The organism is Nostoc sp. NMS9 (genome assembly GCF_017114995.1).
Lineage (GTDB): Bacteria > Cyanobacteriota > Cyanobacteriia > Cyanobacteriales > Nostocaceae > Nostoc.
Map to the genome: position 1 here is coordinate 1 of NZ_JABXKL010000082.1, position 24,374 is coordinate 24,374.

Here is a 24,374-nt window from a genome sequence, read left to right on the forward strand (position 1 = left end):
TCTCCGTATTTATTTATCTTTACATAGTTTGGTTTTTTCGCGCCGACTTACTTAATTATGTAAGCAATAATTAGTTCAAAGCTCAATTCAAAACCTATATTGTTGATTATGAAAATCAGAAATTTATTAATACTAATTTTTTCTTCTCTTGTAATGATTAGCTGTGTCCGAGAAGTATCAAATAATGAGTCTAAAGAAGTTGCGATCGCAGTGAATATATCTGTTGCCAAATCTTCAACTCTGGCGCAGTCTTTAACCCCTTCGGTACAATCTCACAAGTCAGGTACTTTTGTTTCTGGAGAATATAGAACTCAAGGAACAGTCAGTATTACTACGAAAGACAGTAAATTATTTCTAGAGCTTGGACAATCGTTTAAAATCTCGGAATCAGACCCGGATTTAGTCGTAATTTTGCATCGTTCAGATAATGTAATTGGTTCAACTAAGCCACCAGCTTATTCTTTCAAAAATGGAGATTATATCATTCTTGCTCCCTTAAAAAAATATAGCGGCGCTCAAACATATCCTATTCCTAACAACATCAATTTAGCAGATTACAAATCTGCCGCTATCTGGTGTCGCAAGTTCAATGCTACTTTTGGTGCTGCTAAGTTGATTAGTTAAAAATTAACTAAACAATTACGGAGAGTAGAGAATCACTGTTCAGTAACAAAACTTTACACCTTACCACATTCATAGTCACAAAGATGAAGCTTTATCTATTCAAGAGGTAGAATTAGAATTTCAGCTTGATGACCAGATTATCTTAGCAATTCCTGGAACCTTTCTTCACTCTTCTAAAGGTCAACTCCACAGGTTTACAAATTATCCTTGTATTTTAAGAGTTTTAACTTCTAAATCCTAACTTTGTTTGTATGCTAGAACAACAGCAGTGGACTATAACAGCAACTGAACAACCACTAGAGTGGTTTATCCAAGCAGTGAAACAGTATACACCTGCATCAAGTGGACTGTATGCAGCGCAGTTGTTGTGGCAACGAGGTATTAAAGATCGTCAACAATTAACAGCTTTTATCAACTATAAAGCTTATCAACCAGCAAGTCCCTTTGAGTTTGGGCAAGAAATGCATCTGGCGATCGCACGCTTGCAACAAGCATATAATACTAAAGAAAAAATCGTTATTTGGGGAGACTTCGATGCCGATGGCATTACCGCTACATCGGTACTTTGGGATGGATTGGGGCAGTTTTTCGCTCAAAATACCCAGTTAAGTTACTACATTCCCAATCGCCTGAAAGAATCCCACGGACTTAATAATCAAGGGATTGATAATTTAGCAAAACAAGGTTACAAATTAATTGTTACTTGTGATACAGGTAGCACAAACATTGAGGAAATTATTTATGCCAAACAGCTAGGCATAGATGTAATAGTTACAGACCATCACACCTTACCAGCCGAACGTCCACCCGTCGCAGCGATTATCAATCCTCGCTATTTACCAAAGGAACATCAGTTATTTAATCTTTCTGGGGTGGCGGTAGCTTATAAGTTGGTGGAAGCACTATATCAAAGCTTGCCCAATGTTGCAAAATATCCGTTAGAGGATTTATTAGATTTAGTTGCAGTTGGATTAATTGCCGATTTGGTGCAGTTAAGTGGAGATTGTCGCTACTTGGCACAGATGGGAATTCAACGATTGCAAGAAGATTTTAAACAGCCAGCAGCAGCGCGGCGGCGGCCAGGGGTAGGACGATTATTAGAATTGTGCCAGAAAAGTGGCGATCGCCCCACAGATATTTCTTTTGGTTTGGGGCCAAGAATTAACGCCGTTAGTCGCATCCAAGGTGATGCCAGTTTCTGCGTGGAATTATTAACTAGTCGGGATGTCAAACGTTGTAACGAACTAGCCGAAGTTACAGAACTCGCCAACGCCCGCCGCAAATCTTTACAAAAAGATGTGCAGGCACAAGTGGCGCAAAAACTTACTCAACTAGATTTATCAACCACTAGCGTCATTGTCTTAGAAGATGCCCAATGGCCTGCGGGTGTATTGGGCTTAGTCGCCGGACAGGTAGCACAAGAAACTGGACGCCCGACGATTTTGTTGAGTACAGAAGGAGCAGGGGAGCAGGGGAGCAGGGGAGCAGGGGAGCAGGGGAGCAGAGGAGCAGGGGAGCAGGGGAGCAATTCTTCTTCTTTGCTTGCAAGGGGTTCTGCCCGTTCGGTGAATTCTGTCGATTTATATCAACTGGTGAAAGAGCAAGCACATTTGTTACATCGTTTTGGGGGACATCCCTTTGCAGCGGGTTTGAGTTTGTTGGTGGAAAACATTCCTTTATTTACAGCGGCGATTAATCAGCAGTTGCGGCAATCTTTAGGTAGTACAACTCTAATGCCAACCGTGCAAGCAGACTTGACGGTGACAGTTGCAGATTTGGGGAAAGAGTTATTTTTGGAACTGAAACTGCTAGAACCTTGTGGAATGGGTAATCCTGTTCCGAAATTGCTAATTCAAAACTGTTGGTTTGAAAATTCTTGGCATCGCAATCAGCAGGATTGGCAAGGGAAAAAGGTACAGTACATTAAAACTGAGTTTGATATTCAAGATGATTCTAGCAGAAGTGCTTTTCCTGGCTTATGGTGGGGACACTATAAAGATGAATTGCCTATAGGAAGATGTGATTGCATAGCAGAATTAGACTACAACACCTTCAAAAAACGTTATGAAATCAGATTAATTGCCGTGCGTTCTTCTGCTAACTCAGCACTCAACACTCAGCAGTGGCTCAACGCCCCGCTATCGCTAACACCCTTCATCCTAGACTTACGGAATCAGGAACACTCAGCAGTGGCTCAACGCCTCGCTACCGCTAACACTACTCAGCATTCAGCACTAATTATTGAAGATTGTCCCACAAATTGGGATGATTTACGCATGTGGTTGCGGCGATGTTTGGCGATCAGCCGCTCTACGTCTGGGCTTGACAATCAGCAACAATTAGCGATCGCTTGGTCTAAACCTAAGCACCAACCACCTAATCAAATTTGGCTGACTCTTGTCGGAATTGCTAAATATCTCAGTCGCACAAATCAACTAGTTACCCGCGGACAACTTTTAGAGAAAATCGGCATCAGCGACCAAACCTTACTTGTCGGAATCAAAGCTTTAAAATACTTAGGCTTCACAGTTCAACGACAAGACCGTTCTTTACAAATTACCTGGCATCCAAGCGATAGTGCCGAAAACCTTGCTGACGAAGCCGTTGGACGATTTTTAGCTGCTGTTCGAGAAGAACAATTTCAGCAACAGTATTTTGCGGAAGTTCCTTTATCTACGATTGTTGCGATCGCTAGCTACGACAGTAAATAATTTAAAGGGTTTATAGCGTTTGCTACCCTAACAAAATAGGGATTTTCAACCAAGTCCGATCTTGTGTAGTGCAATCGCGATCGCACTAAATTACAGCAGTTTGCAAGTATAGGAATTACCTAGCTTGTGAAATCAAGTCCGATTAATCACTTACGATCGCCGCATCTGTGCAAAAATCCCAAAAGCCTTTTTCCCCCTGCCTCCTGCCTCCTGCGGTTAAGTTTTGAGCCAGACACGATATGAGTCCTATTGGGTGTGATACCTGAAGTTAAAGAGGTGTCCCAGAAGGCTGTTGTACCCTATTGTTAACAGTTTTTGCTTCTACAAAACCTTCTCGACCTGTAATCAATCTAGAGCGACGATTACGAGTGATATAATTCCACCCCCACTGAATTGCTACTACTATTTTAGTGTCAAACTCGATTAAGAAATAGATGTGAATTACTAGCCAAAAGAGCCAAGCAATGAAACCTTTAAGTTTGATTAAGCCTAAATCTACGACAGCTAAATTTTGCCCAATCATCGCCAAAGTACCCACGTCATTGTAACGAAATTGTGGCAAAGTCTCACCTTGAAGCCTGCGTTTAATGAGTCTAGCTACATACTCTCCTTGTTGTTTGGCTACAGGTGCAACACCAGGTAAGGGTTTACCATTTTGATGGGAAAAGTTGCCTAAATCTCCTACTACAAAAATGTTTTTATAACCCTTGATAGACAAGTCCGGTTCTACAATCACACGTCCGTCGCGATCGCACTCTACACCTGTACTTTTTGCTAGGGCTTTCCCCATAGGCGAACCTTGAACACCTGCTGCCCACAATATAGTTTTTGAGGTAATTTCTGTGAATTCATCGCCTTGCTTGAAAGTAACAATGTTACCTTCAATATTTGTCACTCTAGTGTTAGTGTAGACAGCCACACCCAACTTTTGCAAAGATTCTGCTGCTACTTTCGATAACTCTGGTGCAATGTGTGGGAGGATGCGATCGCCCCCTTGCAATAGTATAATTCTCGCTTCTGAGGTGTTGATGCTGCGGAAATCTTCTGTGAGAGTTTGGTATGCCAATTCTGCGATCGCCCCCGATAATTCTACACCGGTGGGCCCACCCCCGACAATCACAAAAGTCAAAAAAGCACGGCGTTTTTCGGGATCGGTTTCTTTTTCTGCCGCTTCAAATGCCGAAAATATCTGGCGACGCATTTCTATGGCATCTTCAACAGTTTTCAAGCCAGGAGCAAATTCTTTCCAGTTATCCTTACCAAAATAGGAATGGTTAACACCTGTGGCGACAATCAATGTATCATAAGGTACTACTTCATCACCCAGAATAACTTGTTGTGCTTTTGGATCGATATCATTTACTTTTCCTAACAACACTTTTGTATTCTTGCTTTTGCTGAATACAGATCGTAATGGTGCGGAAATATCAGCAGGTGATAGCGTACCTGTGGCAACTTGATATAAAAGCGGCTGAAATAGGTGAAAGTTACGTTTATCAATGAGAGTAACATTTACATTTGCTGTCTTCAAAGCTTTTGCTGTATACAGTCCACCAAAGCCACCACCAACAACTACAACCCGATGTGGTGCATTCTTTTCAAGTGAGACTACCATAATAAAAATTTCCTTGTGTTAAGAGCCTGTAACTATTCTTAACAAAGATGTAACAGCATTATGATAGTGGTTGCTGTCTATTTAGAACAATTGAAGAAATGATGAAAGTAGTCAAAGTTAGTTTTTATCGAGGAAGGCAGGAGGCAGGGCAATACGGTTCGGATAAGGTTTTTTGATCACAAGCCCTAGATCGTAAAGACGCGATAAATCGCCGTCTTTACAATAATCAGTCCTTTGTAGAGATGGCGATTTATCGCGTCTCTTGCCTTAACCGAACCGTATTGGGAGGCAGGAGGCAGGAGGCAAGGGGCAAGAGGTAGGAGGCAGGAGGAAAACAGCCCAACGTTCTCTACGAGACCCTGCGCGTAGCTTGCTTCCCTGTAAGGGTATGATGACTCGCTATCCTCCAGTCGTACAGAATTGATTTTGAATTCTGACTCCTGAATTCTGTTCGATCGATCAAGCCGCTCAAAATGTGCTTTGAATAATTCCGCCATCTACTTGTAGCATGACTCCATTCACAAATGAGGCTGCTGGTGAACTCAGAAATACCGCAACATTGGCAAACTCTTCTGGTGTGCCGATACGACCCAAAGGAACTGTCCCATTGATTCTAGCAATTTCTGCTTCTTTCGTTTCACCATTTTTAGCAATGCGGGCATCGATTAATTCTTCTACCCGTTCTGTATATGTCCAGCCTGGTAGAATACTGTTGACGCGAATTTTATCGCTACCCAGTTCTTGGCTGAGAGTTTTCGTTAAACCAATCACTGCTAATCGAATGGAATTAGATAAAACCAGATTTTGGACTGGTTGTTTAGTTGAGGTTGAGGTGATGGTCAGAATTGCTGGTGCGATAGATTGGCGTAAGTGAGGTAAAGCGTACTTTACCAGGCGTACCGCACTCAGCAAAGTCAAGTCGATCGAAGTTTCCCAAGTTGCCAAATCAATATCATCAAAAGTGCCAGCAGGTGGGCCTCCGGCGTTGGTAACGAGGATATCCAACCCGCCGAATTTTTCCACTGTGGCGTTAATTACCTGTTCAATATCTTCTTGACTAGTAACGTCCGCACGCAGAGATAGCACTTCTGTACCTGTTTCGCTTTCAATCTCCGCAGCGGTTTTGTCAATTAACTCACTGCGGGCGCAGATGGCAACTTTTGCACCCTCACGGGCAAATTGCCTCGCTGTAGCTTTGCCCAAACCTTTACTAGCAGCTGTCACTAAGGCGACTTTGCCACGGAGTTGCAAATCCATAATCTTGATTCTTCTTAATTTACAGTAATTTGAAGCCCAGGTTATTGAGAGCTTCACGCAAGCGATCGCGTCCTCTCAATGATTCTACAGTTGCAATGCGTTGGGCTGAGTGTTCTGACCAATCACCAGCAATATTCATTTTTTGTTCAGTATAGAATTCTTTGATGATGTCGTTGTAGTGAGCGATCGCTTCTTCTTGTTCTGCCAATTTATAAGTTTCACGATGCAGCACAGCTGACTGGGGTAAGCGTGGTTTAATCGCCGCTTCTACTTCAGGATTCGGATAGCCCACACATAATCCAAATACAGCATACACAGAGGAGGGTAAATTCAATATCTGTGCTACCTCTTGCGGACGGTTCCTGATTCCGCCAATATATACTGTTCCTAAACCGAGTGACTCGGCTGCAACTGCTGCATTTTGCGCCGCCAATGTTGCATCGATTGTTGCCATCACAAACATTTCCAAATATTCCAGCGCATCATGAGATATGCCGCGACTGTCAGCAACGTGACTTAGACGCGCCAAATCTGCTAACCAAACCAAGAATAAAGGAACCTGCTTAATATGTGCTTGGTTTCCCGCTAGCTTGGATAACTCCTCTTTGCGCTGTTGATCTTCGACTGCTACCACACTCCAAGTTTGCAAATTAGAGGAAGTAGATGCAGATTGGGCAGCTGCAATTAGTAATTCTAGAGTTCCCGGTGGTAAAGGATCGGATAGATAAGACCGAATTGAACGGTGAGATAGTAGTGCTGTTAGCGAATCATTCCATCCAATTTCGGGATTGAAGGGAATTTCACCGTAGCGCGATCGCAGTAATTCTGTAGGATTAGTCATAATCAATTCCAGGATTCAAAATTAAAAAATTGTCAGTTGTTTTATTACTAACACCAATTTCATTTGTAGGGATATATATCTGTATATCCCTACACCCGATTCATTGCCCTAATTTAAGTTTTTGGTGAGAAAGCAGCATATTCTTCTTTTGTCAACACTGCATCCTTCACATTTACCTTTTTAGGAATTAGCTTCAATTTATAATATGTATCCGCAACACCTTGTTGTAGATTTATTAGATTATCGTCAATTGGTACAAGACCAAAAGTTCGTCTATTAGTTGCTTTTTTCATCGTTTCTAAGTCAATTCCTAACACAGGTGCAAGAGTTTTTGCTACTTCTTCTCGATTCTGTTTAGACCATTCTTCTAGATTTTTAATTTCTTCCAGTATTGCCTTGACAGTTTGGGGATTTTCAGTGACAAATTTGCGGGTCATCAAATAATATCCTCCCTGTTTATTAATTCCTGTGCCATCAATTAGGACTCTGGCTTTAGTCGCCTCTTGAGCCGCTGCATAGAAAGGGTCCCAAATTACCCAAGCATCTACACTCCCTTTCACAAATGCAGCACGGGCATCAGCCGGAGCCAAATATTTAGGTTCAATGTCTGTATATTTTAATCCGGCTTTTTCTAAAGCTTGGACTAACAATAAATGGGCACTAGATCCTTTCTGAAATGCAACTTTTTTACCTTTAAGGTCAGTAAGTTTTTGAATTTGTGAATTTTGAGGAACAAGAATTGCTGAACTAGCCGGAGTAGCAGCAGTACCAACAACATAAGTTAGTGATGCTCCGGCTGCTTGAGCAAATATTGGCGGTGATTCTCCCACAGGTCCGATGTCAATACTACCCACATTCATGGCTTCTAGTAGTTGTGGACCTGCTTGAAATTCAGTCCATTTTACAGTAATACCTTCAGGTGTTAAACGCTTTTCTAAAACACCCTTAGCTCTCAGCAAAATGGTCGATTTTTGATAGCCAAATCTGACTACTGTTGCTTTATTATTGGAAGCCGAATTGCTAACAGATGTGGCACTGGGATTAGGGGCATTAACAGTCGGTGTCGATGAACAAGCAGCAAATAGCAAGCTCAGACAAAGACCTGTAACAAAAGCCCCCACTGTTGGCAAAGGAGAAGAAAAGAATAATTTATGTTGGTTGTTAAATGGGATATTCCTGAATTTTATCAACGATATCCACTTGGCAATGAAACGGCGAAAGATTTGGTTAATCATCAAAATGATTTCTCTGAGCTATATGAATACTATAAACTTATAGGTTTACCGGAGTATATAAATAAATTTAAGTTTAGTTGACAATAAATAGCTGGGAGGCGGAGTCGGAGCTACTGCGCTCAGTTCAGTTACCCTGTTCTTAACTAGCTACAGTCGGGTTTAAATCCCCTTATGTAACTCTCTTCTCTAGGAGATGCGGCGCGAATAATTTTGAATTTTGAATTTTAAATTGTTAATATCCCAGTGTCAAAAAACACAGCACTAATTTAGCAAATCAGGTTCTTCACGCACAATCCGGTCGTAAAGGGGCTGGAAACTGAACCACCCACTTACATGTGACCCCACTTGAGTTTGTGTTAAACGGGCTGTTTCGTGTTTGATAGTAGTGGGTCTACCCGCAGCTTCAGCCAACAGTTGGGCTTGGCACGATCGCTCTAAGCTAATATACCAAAAGGCAGCTTCATCGACTGTATGTCCCACAGTTAAAATGCTATGGTTAAGTAGGATTATGGCTTTTTTTGGTCCCAAAGCTTGCGCCAATCGCTGACCTTCAGAAGTTTCTAAAACAACACCTGTAAAATCATCAAACAGGGCATGATCTTCGTAAAAAGCACAAGAATCTTGAGTCAAGGGGTCAAGGAGACGCCCCAAACTAGACCAGGCTTTGCCATAAAGTGAATGGGCGTGAGCCGCCGCGATTACATCAGGTCGAGCTTCATGAATCTGAGAATGGATGGCGAAAGCAGCTTGATTTACCTCAGCATCGCCTTTAACCACCTCACCTTCTTTGTTAACTAGAATCAGGTCAGAAACTCGGATATGACCGAAGTATGCCCCGAATGGATTAACCCAAAAATGGTCTGTAAACTCCGGATCACGAGCCGTAATATGGCCTGCGATTCCCTCGCTAAACCCAAACTTTCCAAAGAGGCGAAAGGCAGCGGCGAGACGTTGCTTGCGGTGGAGGCGTTCGTCTTCAACTCGCTCGAATGCTGGGGGTTGTGGTCTAATGTAACTGGACATATTCTTTTTCTTCTTCCTCTTTACAGGGAGCGTTGGAATATCCAGAGCGAAAGGATTTGACGCTGTGAGATTCTGGGATGAACTGGTGACGCCAAACGCAACCAGTATCATTACCCAAGATATGGATGGATACAGATGCGCTCTGGGATGTGGTTTTGACAGCGTGGATATCACCATCTGGGGGTAAGAGGCGGTAGATATCCCCTGGTTGAAGCGATCGCACTTCAGTTACTTGTAATTGTGCGTGTCCTTCGGCATCACCGCTATCTACACGGCGATAGACTGTTTCTTCTTGATTACCCTTGTATAAACCAATCAATCCCCAAGCTAAATGGTCGTGGACGGGAGTCGTTGAGTTTGGGGGAATCACCAAACTGAATACTGACAAAGAACGGTCTTTAGCGCGATAAAGCAGCCACTGGCCAATACCGCCACCCATCCGGCTTTCGGGATTGACTTGGGCAAACTTTTCCAGTAGCCATTCCGGTTGGGCAAGGAGTTCTTGAAAATAGGGTTCTAGTCTGGCGAGAGTTTGTGGGCGATCGCCAACAGTGCTAGCGCTAATTTCCCGTACTGTTGCTACAAAGGATCGTAGTTCCTGGCTCTCAATAAACCATTGGTCTTCTGGTAACGGTTCTAAAATAGTGTGGTTCGTCATCTATATTCCTCTGTTTAGGAGGCGACTAAGATTAACTAATTGCTAAGTCGTAATTGGTAGTTAAGAATTCAATTACGATTTATTTTAATCCCAGGATGAATCTTAAAGCCAAGTTGCTCAAGTTTTAGATGAGAAAGGGACTCCTTCAGAATGATAGTAAAAGGATATCGCTGGAATACGGTAGCTTTACCTTGTGATAATAGCACCCTAGCATGGCTGATGCGTACTGGATATAACGGTTGTTGGTTGGCATCGAGAATGAATACTTTAGTCATGTAATTTTGAATTTTAGATTTGCGATCGTCAGATTGGGGACTGGGGACTAGGAGAATCCCCTTACTAAGCTATGGAACGAGAAAATTATTCTCCCCTGCTCCCCTTTCCCTCTGCTCCTTTATTACTCCTTTTATTAAAGAAAAGACAAGAATGAGAGTCTAGAGGTCAACTCCAGCACTCTTGTCTTTACCTCTGATTTAGGGATTTCCAAGGAATAAATTATCCAATTTTGTGGGGTGTCTCACAATCATTTGTAATTGGATATTTTTATTGGGAAGCCTCTTAGCTGTTATATTAATTTCTGTAAGTACTGTAATTCGGTCGGATAACCGTTGAATTAACTACAAGCAAAAAATATCACATACAAATTTAAAAAGCAATAGGCTAGTACCGTAAGGCGGAAGTCAAAAGTCAAAAGAATAGTATTCCAAGCTCTTGCGCCATTTGAAATGGTATGTTTATTTACGCCATGCTGTACTAGCTGTTAGGAGAGACAAAGCGTAGCTTTAGCTCTTTGAGGTTTTTCATAATATGACTCGTCAAAAACTAGGGGTGTAAGGGTGTAAGGGTATGGGGGTGTAGGGGAAATAATTAGTATTGGCTCTGAACCCACTACTTGATTATTGACCACAAAACAAGTAAATTTGGTGTTGGCTCTGAACCCAAATAGCTGCCTTGTAGGGGTGTACAACTTTGAAGATCCTCTGTTTGACCCTACACCCTTACACCCCTATACCCCTACACCCCTTTCTTGGTCAAAAGGGTGTAATTGCTTGTAAATGCAGGGTTTTTTCTAACTGCGGATGCTGAAGGCGAAGTTCTCTGGCGTGCAGATGTAACCGACTAGTAACTGCACAGCATCCATAAAGGCGATCGCCTAAAATAGTTATCCCAAGTCCTCGCGCATCAGCTGCATGAACCCTTAATTGATGAGTGCGTCCTGTTAATGGCGTAAATTCTACGCGAGTGTAGTCTCCTTCTCTCGCTATAACCTGGAAGTGTGTCAAGCTAGGTTTACCATACTGCCAATCAACTTTTTGCTCAGGGCGATTTTCAGGATCTCCCCATAGTGGCAAGTCAATTTTACCTTGCTCAACAGTTAAAACACCAGAAAGTATGGCTTCATAAACCTTGTGAACCTGGCGTTGCTCAAACTGTTGACTGAGTTGCCGATGGGTTTGACGATCGCGTGCCAACAACAAAATCCCAGAAGTTTCTTGATCTAAGCGATGCACAGATATAAGTGCCATGCCATCCGGTAACAAATGACGTAAGCGACTCAAGACACTATCTTGGCGATTGCGATAACGACCAGGTACCGAAAGTAATCCAGCAGGTTTGTTTATAGCAATCAACCATTCATCTTCATAAATAATGGGTAAAGTGACCTCTCCCCAATCAGGAGCTACGGTGTACACACATCTTGGTAATGTGGATTTACCCCCCTTAATCCCCCCTTGCAAAGGGGGAAAATATCTGGTTCCCGGTTCTCCCCCTTGGCAAGGGGGAGTTAGAGGGGGTGAGAAGGACTTGTGTATACAACACCGTAGCCGATCAGGGGAGGGGCTTCTTACTCCCTTTTCCCTAGTAGAGAAGGGAGGTTTCAAGCCTGAGAGCAGAAACCCCATCAATGGCTGACATCGCTCGGCACACGCTCCATAAAACTCTCCCGGAATTTTATCCTGATTTACGGAAGACGCACCCCACCAAAATTCTGCCATTGCTAGGGGTTTAAGATTATGTGTAGCCGCATAGTGAAGAAGCTTTGGGGCACAACAGTCTCCTGTACCAGTGGGCAAACCTCCTGGCATCAATTGTTGCAATGATTGCGATCGCCCGGAAAAATTAGTCAGGCTGTAGCTAGCGTGCATCTGAGCTTGCAATTGACAAGAAAGTGCTTTACGCTGTTTTTTCAGTTCGCTAATTCGCGCATCCGTCGCTGTAATTACTTGTTGTAGTGGCTCTAATAGGGCATTTTGCTGGCGTTTAAGTTGTCGTCGCTCAATTCCCTGCTGACGACTCTCTTCGTCAAGTTGTTCAAGGGCAATCGTGAGTGCTTCGGGAGAGAGTGTATTGCAGAGTTGCTGACGTTTTTCCTGTCGTTGATGTTTGCAATAGCGATGGCGATCACTCATTGCTTGTAATTGCTGCTCAAAGTCATTAAACAGGATTTCATACTGCTGGCGTTCGGTGAGTTGCTTCAAGGTAATAATTTCTTGCTTAATCGCGTCCAACTCAGCCAAAGTACGGGCTTCCTCGAAAGCAACTTCGTCTCGTCCAGGAATTGGCGGCACCCAGCCCTCAACCACACTGCAACCATTCAAAAGACCGGAAAAAGCTTTTAGTACCCGTTGTTCGCCATTAGGCAGTTCAACCAATAGGATTCCATACATCTTCCCTTCACGAGAATAACAGTCATTGTTGGCAAGATATTGCATTAGTCCGTGGGCGATCGCTTCAGACATTGAAGTGCGGGGTAATTTTAGGCGATGTCTACGACGGGCTACGCCTACGCCATTTTGCGGACAACGCCCTTCGTACCAATAGCTACAAGATGAGTCGCTGATAGCAAAATCGCAGTCGATGAAATCTGAAAGTGTGTGCAGAACTACCATACAAGCTATGATTGCAAATCTAGCCGATCCTAATATTTTAGATTATTGCCCATACTAACAAGTTCGTATTAAGGACTTTAGTCCTTATTTTTAAGCACTAAAGTCCTGACCACAAACCTTCAAAACTAGCTTGACAAAGTATTAGTTGGAGTGCGATCGTTTTCTGGTGTAGGCAGTTGTTGAGATAAGTTAGCTTCTCCAGATGCAGGTTCTGGATCTTTTGTCATACCATGCTGCTCTTGCCCTCTCAGTCCAAGATATGTTGCGGCACTGATTCCTTGTAGCGCCAGAAGTGTATCATCAAATTCTGGCATGGCGAGATTTTTAATTACCTCCCAAACAAAAAATAGTCCGATGGCAACTGTCCAAATAAATGTTTGGAATCGATGAAAGTTGACTCCATTAATATCTGATAAGACATCATTAAAAAAACCTTGAGAAACGCCTTGACTACCTTTTCTATTTTTCTCATTCCCCTGCCCATCAATTAATGAAGTACCAAATGCAGTTACAGAGTTAATTCCTAATAAAACTAGTGATTGTCCAGTTAAAATATTGGTGTAATCTCCTGTTATGCCGTAGATAATCAGGTAAGCAGAAAAAATGAGAAATGTCCAGAAAGCAAGTTGAGATATCGATAAGCTGAAGGGATTTCTATACTCTTCATTTGAACCAAGAAAAAACTTAGCAATTCCCGAACGAGCTTCCTTTGCAGGTAGAAACTCTTTTGTAATCAACATTTCCTGACCATTGATTACTTCTTTTGTAGAGTAAATTCCTTCTATTCCAGGGCTACGTAGACTGTCTCGACCATATCTGATAAATATCAAGATAATAGCTATAACTAGAAGCAGACACAGCCAAAATCGCCATGATAACAGAACTATTTTTAATTGAGGAGGTGAGAGAGGATCGCTCACCAGAATCGCAACTTTACTGGGACAGCCTACCCCAACTATCGTATCAATACTATATTTAGGCCTGCCACCAAGTAGCGAATTCCATGCAGTTTCAGATACATCAGTACGTTCAAGCTGAAAAGCTAACCAATCATTATTAAGAGTTTTCTTTTGATCTTCACCCTCCTCCATGACGCTGACTGGTTCTCCGTGGACATTCTCTAGCTGATAGCCATTCAGGTACAACACTAATTGGCGAGGATCGAATGAATTGCCTTTAGGCGTTGCACTTGTGGCTGCTGCTGACAATCCTTTAACTTTTACCCTAATGCGATCGCCCATCTTAACTTGGCTGCGATCGTTATCAGCAATGACTCGTTCAGTTCTGAGATTTGCAGGAACATAACAAGCGCGAGACGATGCAAAATTTACAGAAGGGATACCTGAACTATCTTGAGCGATCGCAGAAAAGTTGATAGAAACAATCAGAGAAAACACCAATAGAAAAATAGCAGTAAACCTTTTAGTCTTTCTATACATTGCTCAGTATTACCAAGTAAACTATGTCGTAGTTTACTCCTACTTGAGCCATGCGGAATATTAAAAAACTTGTCTACGGTGAAAAACAATACCTCTGCCAAAAAGAGAGAGACAATGCCTGCGAGAGGCTTTATCCTTTTGGCTAATTGTAAAGCGGCAGTCATGGGGCAACAATAGATATCTATGGAAAGTCAAAATTATGACTGGTAAATGCGGACTCACGCTAGGTAAATACGCGCCTCTCCATAAAGGGCATCAATTGGTGATTGAAACAGCCTTAGCAGAGATGGATGAAGTGCTGGTGATGATTTATGACTGTCCAGAAGTGACTGCTATTCCTTTAACAGTTCGAGCGAATTGGCTGCGGCAAATTTATCCACAAATCCAGGTGATTGAAGCGTGGGATGGGCCAACTGAGGTTGGTGATACTCCTGAGATTAAGCAAAAGCACGAAGATTACATCCTGAAACAATTAAAATCACAAAAAATTACCCACTTTTACTGTAGTGAATTTTACGGGGAACACGTAAGTCAGGCGCTAGGGGCAGTTAATCGGCTCGTGGATTGCGATCGCCAAACTTTTCCAATTTCTGGAACGCAAGTAAGAAGAGACGCTTACGCATTTCGGGAGTATTTACATCCTGATGTGTACCGCGATCTGATCGCTAATATTGTTTTTATGGGCGCTCCTTCAACTGGTAAAACCACCATTGCATCACAATTAGCTAAAGAGTTTAACACTGTATGGATGCCTGAGTATGGACGCGAGTATTGGGAAAAATATCAAATTAATAGACAACTTTCGCTCTCCCAACTTGTGGAAATTGCCAAAGGGCATTTAGAACGTGAAGAAGCCTTCTTATTGCAAGCAAATCAGTATTTATTTACAGATACCAATGCATTGACAACCTATCAATTCTCGTTGTACTACCACAAAACTGTTGCTCCAGAGTTAGTAGAACTTGCCCATCAAGCCATGTCGCGCTATGATTTAGTGTTTCTTTGCGATTCAGATATACCTTATGATGATACCTGGGATCGCTCTGGAGACGCAAACCGTAACATATTTCAAAAACAGATTCAGAACGAATTAATTATTAGAAAAATTTCCTTTTTTCGCTTGAATGGCGATCTGAATACACGCATTAGTTTTGTTAAAAGAGTATTGTCTAGCTACTACAAGTATGGCAACCTGGGAGAGTTATTTTCCCATTAAATTGTTTGATAAAGTGCATTAAAATGATTAAATTTTGGAGTGTAAATACTATCGCCTTTAATCTTATGGGATACCCCATGAGTTATGTAGAATTCTTGGGAACGATTTTTTCTCTCTGGTCGGTGTGGCTAATTTCTCAGAGGAAAATCCTGACTTGGCCTGTTGGGATAGTCGGCGTCTTGCTATACATGGTGCTTTTCTATCAAATCCGCTTGTATTCGGATATGTTAGAACAAATCTACTATTTAGTTATTAGTGTCTATGGTTGGTGGCGATGGATTACACCTGAACGTGATACTGGTAAAGTTTTGCAGGTTCGGTATAGTCCCTCAAGTAAAATTGTTTTGATTGCAGCAATTACAATAGCAGTTTCATTTGCAACAGGAGCTTTGATGAGTCAAATTCACCATTTACTCCCTGCAATATTTTTAGAGAAAGCTTCTTTTCCTTATTTAGATGCACTCACAACAATTATGAGTTTTACTGCTATGTGGCTGATGGTGCAAAAAAGGATTGAAAGCTGGTATTACTGGATTATTGTTGATGTTATTGGTATTTGGTTGTACTACGTTAAAGAAGTTAAATTTATTGCTTTTCTTTATGTAATTTTTTTGTTCATCGCAATTAACGGCTCAATATCTTGGCTCAAGACAGCTAAAATAGTGCATTAGATGTAGGTTGGGTTGAGCAACGTGAAACCCAACATTGATCGGAGTGTTGGCAATACTTTTCGGTTAACGCAAGAGACGCGATGAATTGCCGTCTCTACAAAAGACTGATTATTGTAGAGACGGCGATTTATCGCGTCTTTGTGATAATTTATCCCATTTTTGTGATTTAGAATTTTCATCAAAAATCTTAACCGAACCGTATTGCGAGTGTTGGGTTTCGTTCCTCAACCCAACCTACAAATTTTTTTGCATCATTTTAAGCCTTGCCACGGCACTACGAAAGTGTTCTTAAGCTGCGTTTATTCTTTGTAAACCAGTGTAAATATTGAACCGTTCTCCGCGCAGGAATCCAATTAAGGTAATCCCGAATTCTTTGGCGACAGATACCGCCAAACTACTGGGAGCGGAAACAGAACAAACAATGGGAACTCCAGCAGTTGTAGACTTTTGCAAAATCTCAAAACTTGAGCGTCCGCTGACCAGGACAATACAATTATTTAAAGGTAATTCATCACTGAGCAAAGCTGTACCAATCAATTTATCCAAAGCATTGTGTCGCCCAACATCCTCCCACAGGTTTAACAGTTGTCCTTGAGCATCAAAGATAGCCGCAGCGTGCAAACCTCCTGTAGCAGTGAAGATACCTTGAGCAGCCCGGAGTTTATCTGGTAGGCTGTATACGATCTCAGGTTTTACCGTTGGGCCAGAGGAAATTACTGGACATCCCCGCAGACGCAAAGCCTCAAGGCTAGCTTTACCACACACTCCACAGGCGCTACTTGTATAGAAATGACGCTCCAAAGGCTGTAAGTCTGGAATCAACCCATCCCGCAGTTCCACATTTACAATATTATGGCGCTGTTCACCATCTACTAATTCATCTACGCAGTAGCTGATACGTCGAATATCTTCCCTGCTATTAACGACTCCTTCACTGTAGAGGAAACCAGCAGCTAGTTCAAAATCTGCCCCTGGTGTCCGCATTGTTACAGCTACCGTCTTCTGGAAAGGAACAAGACGAATTTCTAAAGGTTCTTCGGTGGTAAGTTGGTCTAAACGAGTCCGTATTTGACCTTTTTCCACTACCCAAACAGTGGCTTTGGTCTTACTTTTAGTTGGCATTCTCATATTTGTGAAAGTTGGTGAATTGAAATTTTGATACTAATCTGGAAACAAAGTAATGCTATTTATATGTCAGATGTCAGGTTGATGCTTACCAATTACTTTGTGCAGTTGAGCTAGATCGGCTATGTTTCTGTTTAGGAAGTAAAATGAACCTAAAACTTTTGGCTTTCAGTAAAATTTTATTTGCAATAGTCTTTGTAATTTCCCTTGGTTTTACAGGATATTTAGTGGCTAATAACATTAGTCAGAGAGTAATTGAAAAATCTCTTGCTAAACAAGTGATATCTACCTCCACCGTAGGAAAAAGTTCTCAACTACAGAAACTTTTAAATGAGATAATTGTAGAACAGAAAATTCCTGGTGCAGTCATGTATATTACTACACCTAAAGGTTCTTGGCTGGGAGCATCTGGTGTCAGTAACTTGTCAACTAAAACCCGGATGAAACCCACAGATGGCTTTTCTATTGCCAGTATGAGTAAAACTTTTATGGCGGTGGTTGTGCTGAAATTAGTGGAACAAGGGAAGATAGAATTAGATCGGGCGATCGCAACCTACTTACCAAGAGACATCACTCCTCATATTGTCAACAGCGACAAAATTACAGTTCGTCAACTCCTCAACCACACCAGTGGTGTTGCTGAATACCTAGAAACAAAAGAGTTTATTCAAGCTACAGCGAAAAGAAGCCGCTCACAGCCTTGGACAGCCAGAGAAGCTATTCAGTATATGTATCAAGAAGAACCGCAGGCAAATCCCGGAGAAAAATTTATTTATACTGATTGCAACTACATTCTTTTGGAACTGATTGTTGAAAATATCACTAGAGGAACTCTCGCCCAAGCAATCCGCAGTCAGATTTTAAAACCATTAGGATTAAAACATACCTTCACAGAATTGCGCGAACCGACAATTGGAGAAGTCGCTACAGGTTATGGCGATCGCAATAAGGATGGTAAGCTAGATAGCTACGCCGAAGTCAATGATGGTAATGGTTTGGGAGATGGTGGATTGGTTTCAACAGCAGAGGATTTAGCCAAGTTCGCCAAAGCGTTATTTGTCAAAAAAACCTTACTTTCCTCAAAAATGATGAAAGAAATGCTGAAATTTAAAGATAATGGCGCAGGCTATAGTTATGGCTTGGGTGTAGAAAGGTTCTCATCTCCTTTAGCCAAAGCAATTGGGCATAGTGGTACAGCTTATGGCTTTGTAACATTGCTTGCATATTTACCCTATGAAAATACTACTATAGTAGTGCTGCTAAACAATCAGAATGTTGATATTAAATCAGTAGCTAGGACAGGTCTGGAAGTTGTCGAAAATAAATGATAGTAATTTGTTAATTATGCTTGTAGGTTTCAGCTTAACTTAACTGTTACCGCCAAATGCAACCCTAATACATCCAGCAAAGCATTTAGGCAATAAAATTCTATTTCTTCTATCTCAGATAATATCTGTTCGAGTTTGTCATAAACTGAGCTTCCATGATTTTTAGAGCAAGTCTACATACTTTAAATCGTATCTGGGTCAACACCCAATTCTCGCAGTTTTGCTGCTAGGTGTTCAGCACGTTGCTTTTCTTGTTCAGCACGTTGTCTTTCTTGTTCAGCACGTTGCTTTTCTTGTTCAGCACGTTGTCTTTCTTGTTGGGCGTGTTCCGCTTCCCACTGGGCAATTTCTTCAGGTGTGGGCATTAACTGTCCTTCGGCATTGAAATAGCGTAATTGATTTTCATGAACGCCCAAGTACAAACTTAGCTGCTGACTCCACAACAATCCTTGTGGGTTGGGTTCTATAGGTTGATACGTACCACCCACCAAAATAAACCCAGCAAATTCTAGATTCTTGGGGTCAAACCAAAAATATTCAGGAGTGCGAAAGATATCTTGATAAATTTGTTTTTTTAAGCCCTTGTCGGTCGCTGCGGTTGACTTTGAAAGCAGTTCTATAATCAAATTCGGATATTTCCCATCTTCTTCCCAAACAACCCAACTATCACGGGGTTTGCGTTCAGTATTTAAAACGACAAAGAAATCTGGACCTCGAAAGTCTTCGGATTTACGCTGGCGTGGACTGTAATGAATGCTAAGATTCCCCGCAGCAAAGTAGTCATTAAAGCGATTGTGGTCTCGCCACCACCAATCAAGACATTTTATCAATAGCAGCATTTGCTGCAAATGTAGGTATGTTTCCAATGGTGGTTCGTTACTTTCTAAATCCCCTGGTGGAAATATAACATCTTCTGGGGTTTCAAAATCTTTGGCGACAGACATGGCTGCAAGTTTTGGAGTGATGTTAACTTGAACGTCGCAGTCGGAAAGCGTTAATATTAGGTTTGCTTTTCTAAGCGTACTATTGCATTATAATCAGGAACCCCTTCAAGCGATCGCTTAGAGTCACAGACGTTACTTAGCTTGTATATACATCGAAATAGGCATTTTTGTAACTAGCAATTTTCAGTTATCTATATCTGTCTTATGTAGTGATCCCTACCCTAAGTAGGGTTATCTATTTCCATTCGTTCGTTAAGTTATATGAAGGTACTGAAAACAAATCTTTACAGTAACTAACGAAATCAGAATACCCTTAACTTAGTTGGAGTTTTTTATGACTTACACAATTGATGAAGCAACAAAACCGGCTTTAGAAAGTCTTCAACGCTTTGATGTAGATACTCAGCTAGCCCTACTTTGGTTCGGTTACTTGGATCTTAAAGAGCAGCTAAAACCTGCACCTCCTCAAAGCGTAGAAGTTCCTGCTAAAACACTCTTTGACAAATTCCTGGACTTGTCTCCTGAAGAGCAACTGCAAGCACAACGCGACATTATTAATGGTGCAGCTAACGATATCAGCCAAGCCTATAATGCCCTAAGTCCCAATGCCAAATTAGACGTTTGGTTTCTGCTAGCACAAGGAATGGAGGATGGAAGCATAATTCAAGTGCCCTCCGACTATCAACTTCCTGGTGAAACGGATGAATTTGTCGCATTGATCAAAAAGCTAGAGTTTGAGCAACGGATTAATTTCATGCTGAGTGCGGTGCAAGCAATGGGTTAGTCAAGTCCAAGAACTCTCAATAGTTTTCTAGAATTTGGGATAACTGAAAGTCGCAAATTAAGCTATACCTGGCTGTTTTTGTTCTACTTTAATAGTGGTTAACTTAGAACTACCGCAAAGATCCTCATCTCTGCGGTAGTCTTGATGCAAGTTATATCAAGTCCGCTTGATTATACCAATTCAATTAATGATTGCAACACATCCTTGGGTAAAGACGCGATGAATCGCGTCTCTACAAATGGTCTATTTGTCGGATTCTTTTTCCAACCGCACGATCGCATTATAATCAGGTACACCTTCGAGCGATCGCTTACTTTTATCTAGTAGCACGTTCCCTTCTGGCCAATGTACTTGCAAGTTACCTGACTGAATTGGGGCAATGTAGACTTGACATAACAACTCGCCTAAATCATTCTTAAGAATGACGCGATCGCAATCTTTTAAACCCAACATTGCCGCATCAGCAGCATTCATTAGCACCGCCTCTCGCATCGCCCCAGTAATTGCATCCTTGCGTTCCTGCACCATACTATTAAATTGTTTACCTCGGCGTGTTGCTAATAAAAAATAACCTTTTGGTAATTCTCTTTGGCGTGGCAATAATACGCCAAAGTGTGCTTTCCCGTCGGCTGTAGGAAAATTCCAACCAAAGCACAAATGTGAGCCACCATATTGAAACTGATCGCCAGCTTGTTGTAAGTGTTGAATACCAGCATATTGGGGGACGACTTGAGCAATTTCTTGACGGATAGCAGCGGTGTTAGCAAAAGTCAGCTTATCTGCCAAATCTGGTTTTACCCGCCTTGCCAATTCTAAAAATACTTCCCACTCAGGACGCGCTTCGCCAATCCGCGGCCCCGGAATTTCTGGACTGAAAATTACCCGGCGTTCGGTGTTAGTTTCTGTGACTCCTCCTAGTATTTCGTAGCGAGTCGTCGCAGGTAACAGCACCACAGTATCAGCAGGTTCCACCAACATTTGGCTGGAGAGAACAATATCTATATGTACCCGTAGAGGTATTTGCTTCAGCGCCGCTTCCACATAATCTGGTTCTGGCAGCACTTCTAAAAAATTCCCACCCACAGAAAACAACACATCTAAATCCCCCTGATGTGCAGCGTGAATCATTTCTGGAGCAATTAAACCTTTAGTTGCTGGCACTTCAAAGCCCCAATGTTGACTCAATTGGGCAGCATTTTCTGGGGTAATCGGTTTACCACCAGGAAATACTGTCGCATAACATCCCATCTCTGCACCACCCTGCACCCCAGAGTGACCGCGAATTGGCATTAAACCGCAGCCTTCCCGACCGACAAAACCTTTGGTAAGAGCTAAATTAATGATACTTCGCACGTTATCTTCACCGCATTCATGCTGAGTAATACCCATACTCCAAACAAATACGGCTTTATTAGCTTCTTTGACCATTTTGGCAAAGGCGTGCATTGACTCGCGGGATGTTCCAGAAAGCCGCTCTAATTCTTCCCAAGATTGGCTCTCTAACGATGCTTTGAGTTCAGCAAAGCCAACTGTGTATAAATTTATAAATGACTGGTCTACCCAGTTATTAGCAATTATATGTTTAATAGTGCCATTTAAAAATGCTATATCCCCGCCCATATTAATTAAGAAGAAGTCTTCGGCAAACTTTGTACCGAAAACGGCACTTTCCACAATTGAAGGCACCCAGTAGCGCTCCATTCCTGGCTCACGGTAAGTGTTAATGACTACAATCTTAGTGCCAGCTTTTTTGGCATAATGGAGATACTTAACGGTAACAGGCTGATTGTTAGCAACATTCGAGCCAATGAAAACTAATAAATCAGTGCCAATCCAGTCTTTATAAGAACAGGTGGTAGCCCCTGCACCCAAAGCAGCTTTCAATCCTGCTGTACTGGGAGAATGGCAAATGCGGGCAGCGTTATCAATATTATTGCTTCCCATTGCCCGCACAGCTTTTTGGGTGGTATAATAAGTTTCGTTGACAGTACCACGACTGGTAACATAGAAACTGAGACGGTCTGGTGTAGTAGTGCGGATGCGATCGCTAATTACCCCTAAAGCTTCATCCCAACTCACACGGCGAAAGCCTTTTTCAGCTCGTTGACGAATCATCGGGTACGGGAGTCTTCCCAAGTCGCGCAATTGGGCACTTTTTTGATTTTGTAACTGCGAAACATCTTCCAATAGCACAGGATCAAAAGCTGGCATAGTATTCATTCGCAACAGCCGCAACCGGACATTGCAGAGATGGATGCCATCTAAAGTCCAATCCTTCATCCCGGTTGTTCCGAGAGCGCAACCATCGCAGACACCTTTATCAAGAATATTCCACGCATAAGGTAGTTTGTCACGAGACAGCCAAATTGCCCGAAATACCTCCCAATAATTATTGGGGTACTGTTCGCCAATGCCGAAAGGCTTCCAACTGGCCCAATTTGAAGGTGTCCAGTGCTTTTTGGGTTTAGGTAACATAATGCAATGTGTGTGAGTTGCTGAACTATTCCAGGCTACCGTTTTGAATAACAAATGAGTAGCAGCCAGTAAAAAATCCAGATAGAAGAGATGAAAACTGGAAAAATTAATTTATGATCGTGTTCTTGTGTCTTGACGACAACTTGAACGTTTATAAGCACAACTTCAGCCGTAGTAACAACAACTTAAGCGTTACTTATCAGAGTAGAAACGTTATTAACTATAGAAAAAGTTGTGATAACCATTCTTAGCGTAAGTTTCTGTAGAACTGCTCATTTGACCCCTATACAGAAAATTTCTGTCTTGGCTGTATAACCAGTAGTTGCACCGGAACAGAGGTTTACACTATTATTTATGATGCAAAGTGCAATGCTGTCTGGTGAACTCCAAGCCGTTATGTCATATGTACCACAGCTAAATTTGTTCGCTAAACCTTTCAGTGAAGAGGTCGTGTTCATATGTCTTTAGAGTATGGTGTTCTAGCTGGCAAAGTTGATGTATTCAAGCGTGAAGATGACCAAGATACGCCACATCTCCAAATTCGGGTTATCGATCGCAATAATCAGGCATGGCGGGTTCCTGTTAACGTCTTATCTGGAGATCAATCACTTTTGATATTCCATCGTGTAGATCCGCTCCAGGGACACCCAATTTTAGCGAGTCTATCGGATCTTGAGCCTGGATTTATTCCCCTACCATCCAATTCTCGTTCTGTATCCCGCGCCTTAGATTTTCTGCGCTCTCCATTATTTGATTGGCCCACAGGTGTAGAAGTACTACCTTCTGGACCAGGTGAGAATGACGATTTACAAGATAGTCTGATTACTGATTTAAAAAGTCTCAAGTCACAAAATGGCGATATCTTTGTCTTCGGTGCTAAATTTCCTGAACAAGGTCAACCGTTTAATCCTAGACCGATTGATCGAGAATTTGGCACCAACCAAGGCATTCATGATATCCACATGAATCAAGGTAATCCTCCTGGTCGTTTTGCGAAAGACAACGGTGTCTTCCAAGATGGTGGACTAATTTTAAAATTCTCCAATCGATATGTTGGTCTGTTTCTCCGTTTTCAGACCCAATGGTTGCCCACAGATGATCGCAGTGGAAATCGTATACCCAACCAATCCAGAACTATTCCAGCCGGATCGAATATTCCCCCAGGCCCAGATGGGAATGGCACACCCTCGAACGTCTCAAACCCAGATATTTACGTTGAGCGGGCATTAGTAAACCCAATTGGCAGCGATCCAGGCAAAGAACTGGTTGTCATCGGTAATGCCTCATCTTCAGATGTTGATTTAACCGGATGGACTATTGTCGATCGCAATAATCTTGCAGAAACGCTTTCTGGTGTATTGGGATCGGGTGAATCACGACGCATCGTGTTATCTGGAAACACGGCTCAACTCGGTAACAAAGGCGGCACAATCCGCCTAAAGGATGCCTCTGGTCATCAAGTCCATGCCGTTAGCTACTCCAAAGAAGATGCCAGCACTGAAGGTCGCTATGTGAGATTTATTACCTAGTTTGAGTC

General features: G+C 42.2%; 20 protein-coding genes. 7 read left to right on the plus strand and 13 right to left on the minus strand.

Features of this window, described 5'->3' with window-relative positions:
• Positions 1–108: 108 nt before the first annotated feature.
• On the plus strand, positions 109–624 hold the full coding sequence (locus HWQ40_RS26105) for a DM13 domain-containing protein (RefSeq protein WP_292783760.1): 516 nt from the start codon (positions 109–111) through the stop codon (positions 622–624).
• Between the two features lie 251 nt (positions 625–875).
• Positions 876–3,335: a DHH family phosphoesterase gene (locus HWQ40_RS26110; RefSeq protein ID WP_292783762.1), complete on the plus strand. Its 2,460-nt coding sequence runs from the start codon at positions 876–878 to the stop codon at positions 3,333–3,335.
• Between the two features lie 268 nt (positions 3,336–3,603).
• On the opposite strand, the gene HWQ40_RS26115 is transcribed toward HWQ40_RS26110, so the two are convergent.
• The 9 genes from HWQ40_RS26115 to HWQ40_RS26155 form a co-directional block, all read right to left on the minus strand.
• Positions 3,604–4,950, minus strand: coding sequence for an NAD(P)/FAD-dependent oxidoreductase (locus tag HWQ40_RS26115; protein ID WP_292783764.1), 1,347 nt, complete (start codon positions 4,948–4,950; stop codon positions 3,604–3,606).
• Positions 4,951–5,418: 468 nt separating this feature from the next.
• Positions 5,419–6,207: an SDR family oxidoreductase gene (locus HWQ40_RS26120; protein WP_292783767.1), complete on the minus strand. Its 789-nt coding sequence runs from the start codon at positions 6,205–6,207 to the stop codon at positions 5,419–5,421.
• 19 nt (positions 6,208–6,226) lie between these two features.
• Positions 6,227–7,048, minus strand: a complete 822-nt coding sequence (locus HWQ40_RS26125; protein ID WP_292783770.1) for an NADPH-dependent oxidoreductase — start codon at positions 7,046–7,048, stop codon at positions 6,227–6,229.
• Between the two features lie 113 nt (positions 7,049–7,161).
• Entirely contained in the window at positions 7,162–8,283 is a 1,122-nt protein-coding gene (locus tag HWQ40_RS26130; protein ID WP_292783773.1) for a sulfonate ABC transporter substrate-binding protein, read from the minus strand.
• A gap of 261 nt (positions 8,284–8,544) precedes the next feature.
• On the minus strand, positions 8,545–9,306 hold the full coding sequence (locus tag HWQ40_RS26135; RefSeq protein WP_292783776.1) for a class II aldolase/adducin family protein: 762 nt from the start codon (positions 9,304–9,306) through the stop codon (positions 8,545–8,547).
• Positions 9,290–9,964 (minus strand): cysteine dioxygenase family protein, encoded by a 675-nt coding sequence (locus HWQ40_RS26140; protein ID WP_292783778.1) that lies wholly within the window; start codon positions 9,962–9,964, stop codon positions 9,290–9,292. Before HWQ40_RS26140 ends, HWQ40_RS26135 begins: the two co-directional genes overlap by 17 nt.
• A 68-nt stretch (positions 9,965–10,032) precedes the next feature.
• Positions 10,033–10,239 (minus strand): RRXRR domain-containing protein, encoded by a 207-nt coding sequence (locus HWQ40_RS26145; protein ID WP_292783780.1) that lies wholly within the window; start codon positions 10,237–10,239, stop codon positions 10,033–10,035.
• Between the two features lie 756 nt (positions 10,240–10,995).
• On the minus strand, positions 10,996–12,855 hold the full coding sequence (locus HWQ40_RS26150; RefSeq protein ID WP_292783782.1) for an RluA family pseudouridine synthase: 1,860 nt from the start codon (positions 12,853–12,855) through the stop codon (positions 10,996–10,998).
• Positions 12,856–12,980: 125 nt separating this feature from the next.
• Positions 12,981–14,294: a hypothetical protein gene (locus tag HWQ40_RS26155; RefSeq protein ID WP_292783784.1), complete on the minus strand. Its 1,314-nt coding sequence runs from the start codon at positions 14,292–14,294 to the stop codon at positions 12,981–12,983.
• Positions 14,295–14,493: 199 nt separating this feature from the next.
• On the opposite strand from HWQ40_RS26155, the gene HWQ40_RS26160 reads away from it, so the two are divergent.
• Together HWQ40_RS26160 and pnuC are read left to right on the plus strand one after the other, a co-directional pair.
• Positions 14,494–15,510 (plus strand): AAA family ATPase, encoded by a 1,017-nt coding sequence (locus tag HWQ40_RS26160; RefSeq protein ID WP_292783786.1) that lies wholly within the window; start codon positions 14,494–14,496, stop codon positions 15,508–15,510.
• 77 nt (positions 15,511–15,587) lie between these two features.
• A complete protein-coding gene (pnuC, locus tag HWQ40_RS26165) occupies positions 15,588–16,181 on the plus strand; it encodes a nicotinamide riboside transporter PnuC (RefSeq protein WP_292783788.1) in 594 nt (197 codons plus the stop codon).
• Here pnuC and HWQ40_RS26170 read toward each other — a convergent pair.
• Together HWQ40_RS26170 and fdhD are read right to left on the minus strand one after the other, a co-directional pair.
• Positions 16,178–16,360 (minus strand): hypothetical protein, encoded by a 183-nt coding sequence (locus HWQ40_RS26170; RefSeq protein WP_292783790.1) that lies wholly within the window; start codon positions 16,358–16,360, stop codon positions 16,178–16,180. The genes pnuC and HWQ40_RS26170 overlap by 4 nt on opposite strands.
• Before the next feature lie 109 nt (positions 16,361–16,469).
• Positions 16,470–17,309, minus strand: a complete 840-nt coding sequence (gene fdhD, locus HWQ40_RS26175; RefSeq protein ID WP_292783793.1) for a formate dehydrogenase accessory sulfurtransferase FdhD — start codon at positions 17,307–17,309, stop codon at positions 16,470–16,472.
• Between the two features lie 143 nt (positions 17,310–17,452).
• Between fdhD and HWQ40_RS26180 the strand changes: the two genes are divergently transcribed.
• Entirely contained in the window at positions 17,453–18,634 is a 1,182-nt protein-coding gene (locus HWQ40_RS26180; RefSeq protein ID WP_292783796.1) for a serine hydrolase, read from the plus strand.
• A 182-nt stretch (positions 18,635–18,816) separates the two neighbouring features.
• Here the strand turns inward: HWQ40_RS26180 and HWQ40_RS26185 are convergent, their stop codons facing one another.
• The gene (locus HWQ40_RS26185; RefSeq protein WP_292783799.1) at positions 18,817–19,578 is read right to left on the minus strand and encodes a Uma2 family endonuclease; all 762 of its coding nucleotides are present in this window, start codon (positions 19,576–19,578) and stop codon (positions 18,817–18,819) included.
• Between the two features lie 334 nt (positions 19,579–19,912).
• Between HWQ40_RS26185 and HWQ40_RS26190 the strand changes: the two genes are divergently transcribed.
• The gene (locus tag HWQ40_RS26190) at positions 19,913–20,362 is read left to right on the plus strand and encodes an orange carotenoid protein N-terminal domain-containing protein (protein ID WP_292783802.1); all 450 of its coding nucleotides are present in this window, start codon (positions 19,913–19,915) and stop codon (positions 20,360–20,362) included.
• Positions 20,363–20,605: 243 nt separating this feature from the next.
• Here the strand turns inward: HWQ40_RS26190 and HWQ40_RS26195 are convergent, their stop codons facing one another.
• Positions 20,606–22,837 carry an FdhF/YdeP family oxidoreductase gene (locus tag HWQ40_RS26195; RefSeq protein WP_292783805.1) on the minus strand — a complete coding sequence of 744 codons (2,232 nt, stop codon included), beginning with the start codon at positions 22,835–22,837 and terminating at the stop codon, positions 20,606–20,608.
• A gap of 458 nt (positions 22,838–23,295) precedes the next feature.
• Between HWQ40_RS26195 and HWQ40_RS26200 the strand changes: the two genes are divergently transcribed.
• Positions 23,296–24,366, plus strand: coding sequence for a DUF2278 family protein (locus tag HWQ40_RS26200; protein ID WP_292783808.1), 1,071 nt, complete (start codon positions 23,296–23,298; stop codon positions 24,364–24,366).
• Positions 24,367–24,374 lie beyond the last annotated feature (8 nt).

What these genes read in the sequence shown, in the direction of transcription:
- HWQ40_RS26135 (WP_292783776.1), bottom strand. Translation starts at nt 9,306, where the DNA reads ATGTCCAGTTACATTAGACCACAACCCCCAGCATTCGAGCGAGTTGAA.
- HWQ40_RS26155 (WP_292783784.1), bottom strand. Translation starts at nt 14,294, where the DNA reads ATGTATAGAAAGACTAAAAGGTTTACTGCTATTTTTCTATTGGTGTTT.
- HWQ40_RS26110 (WP_292783762.1), top strand. Translation starts at nt 876, where the DNA reads ATGCTAGAACAACAGCAGTGGACTATAACAGCAACTGAACAACCACTA.
- HWQ40_RS26145 (WP_292783780.1), bottom strand. Translation starts at nt 10,239, where the DNA reads ATGACTAAAGTATTCATTCTCGATGCCAACCAACAACCGTTATATCCA.
- HWQ40_RS26195 (WP_292783805.1), bottom strand. Translation starts at nt 22,837, where the DNA reads ATGTTACCTAAACCCAAAAAGCACTGGACACCTTCAAATTGGGCCAGT.
- HWQ40_RS26130 (WP_292783773.1), bottom strand. Translation starts at nt 8,283, where the DNA reads ATGATTAACCAAATCTTTCGCCGTTTCATTGCCAAGTGGATATCGTTG.
- HWQ40_RS26200 (WP_292783808.1), top strand. Translation starts at nt 23,296, where the DNA reads ATGTCTTTAGAGTATGGTGTTCTAGCTGGCAAAGTTGATGTATTCAAG.
- HWQ40_RS26125 (WP_292783770.1), bottom strand. Translation starts at nt 7,048, where the DNA reads ATGACTAATCCTACAGAATTACTGCGATCGCGCTACGGTGAAATTCCC.
- HWQ40_RS26120 (WP_292783767.1), bottom strand. Translation starts at nt 6,207, where the DNA reads ATGGATTTGCAACTCCGTGGCAAAGTCGCCTTAGTGACAGCTGCTAGT.
- pnuC (WP_292783788.1), top strand. Translation starts at nt 15,588, where the DNA reads ATGAGTTATGTAGAATTCTTGGGAACGATTTTTTCTCTCTGGTCGGTG.
- fdhD (WP_292783793.1), bottom strand. Translation starts at nt 17,309, where the DNA reads ATGAGAATGCCAACTAAAAGTAAGACCAAAGCCACTGTTTGGGTAGTG.
- HWQ40_RS26150 (WP_292783782.1), bottom strand. Translation starts at nt 12,855, where the DNA reads ATGGTAGTTCTGCACACACTTTCAGATTTCATCGACTGCGATTTTGCT.
- HWQ40_RS26105 (WP_292783760.1), top strand. Translation starts at nt 109, where the DNA reads ATGAAAATCAGAAATTTATTAATACTAATTTTTTCTTCTCTTGTAATG.
- HWQ40_RS26160 (WP_292783786.1), top strand. Translation starts at nt 14,494, where the DNA reads ATGACTGGTAAATGCGGACTCACGCTAGGTAAATACGCGCCTCTCCAT.
- HWQ40_RS26180 (WP_292783796.1), top strand. Translation starts at nt 17,453, where the DNA reads ATGAACCTAAAACTTTTGGCTTTCAGTAAAATTTTATTTGCAATAGTC.
- HWQ40_RS26170 (WP_292783790.1), bottom strand. Translation starts at nt 16,360, where the DNA reads ATGAAAATTCTAAATCACAAAAATGGGATAAATTATCACAAAGACGCG.
- HWQ40_RS26140 (WP_292783778.1), bottom strand. Translation starts at nt 9,964, where the DNA reads ATGACGAACCACACTATTTTAGAACCGTTACCAGAAGACCAATGGTTT.
- HWQ40_RS26185 (WP_292783799.1), bottom strand. Translation starts at nt 19,578, where the DNA reads ATGTCTGTCGCCAAAGATTTTGAAACCCCAGAAGATGTTATATTTCCA.
- HWQ40_RS26115 (WP_292783764.1), bottom strand. Translation starts at nt 4,950, where the DNA reads ATGGTAGTCTCACTTGAAAAGAATGCACCACATCGGGTTGTAGTTGTT.
- HWQ40_RS26190 (WP_292783802.1), top strand. Translation starts at nt 19,913, where the DNA reads ATGACTTACACAATTGATGAAGCAACAAAACCGGCTTTAGAAAGTCTT.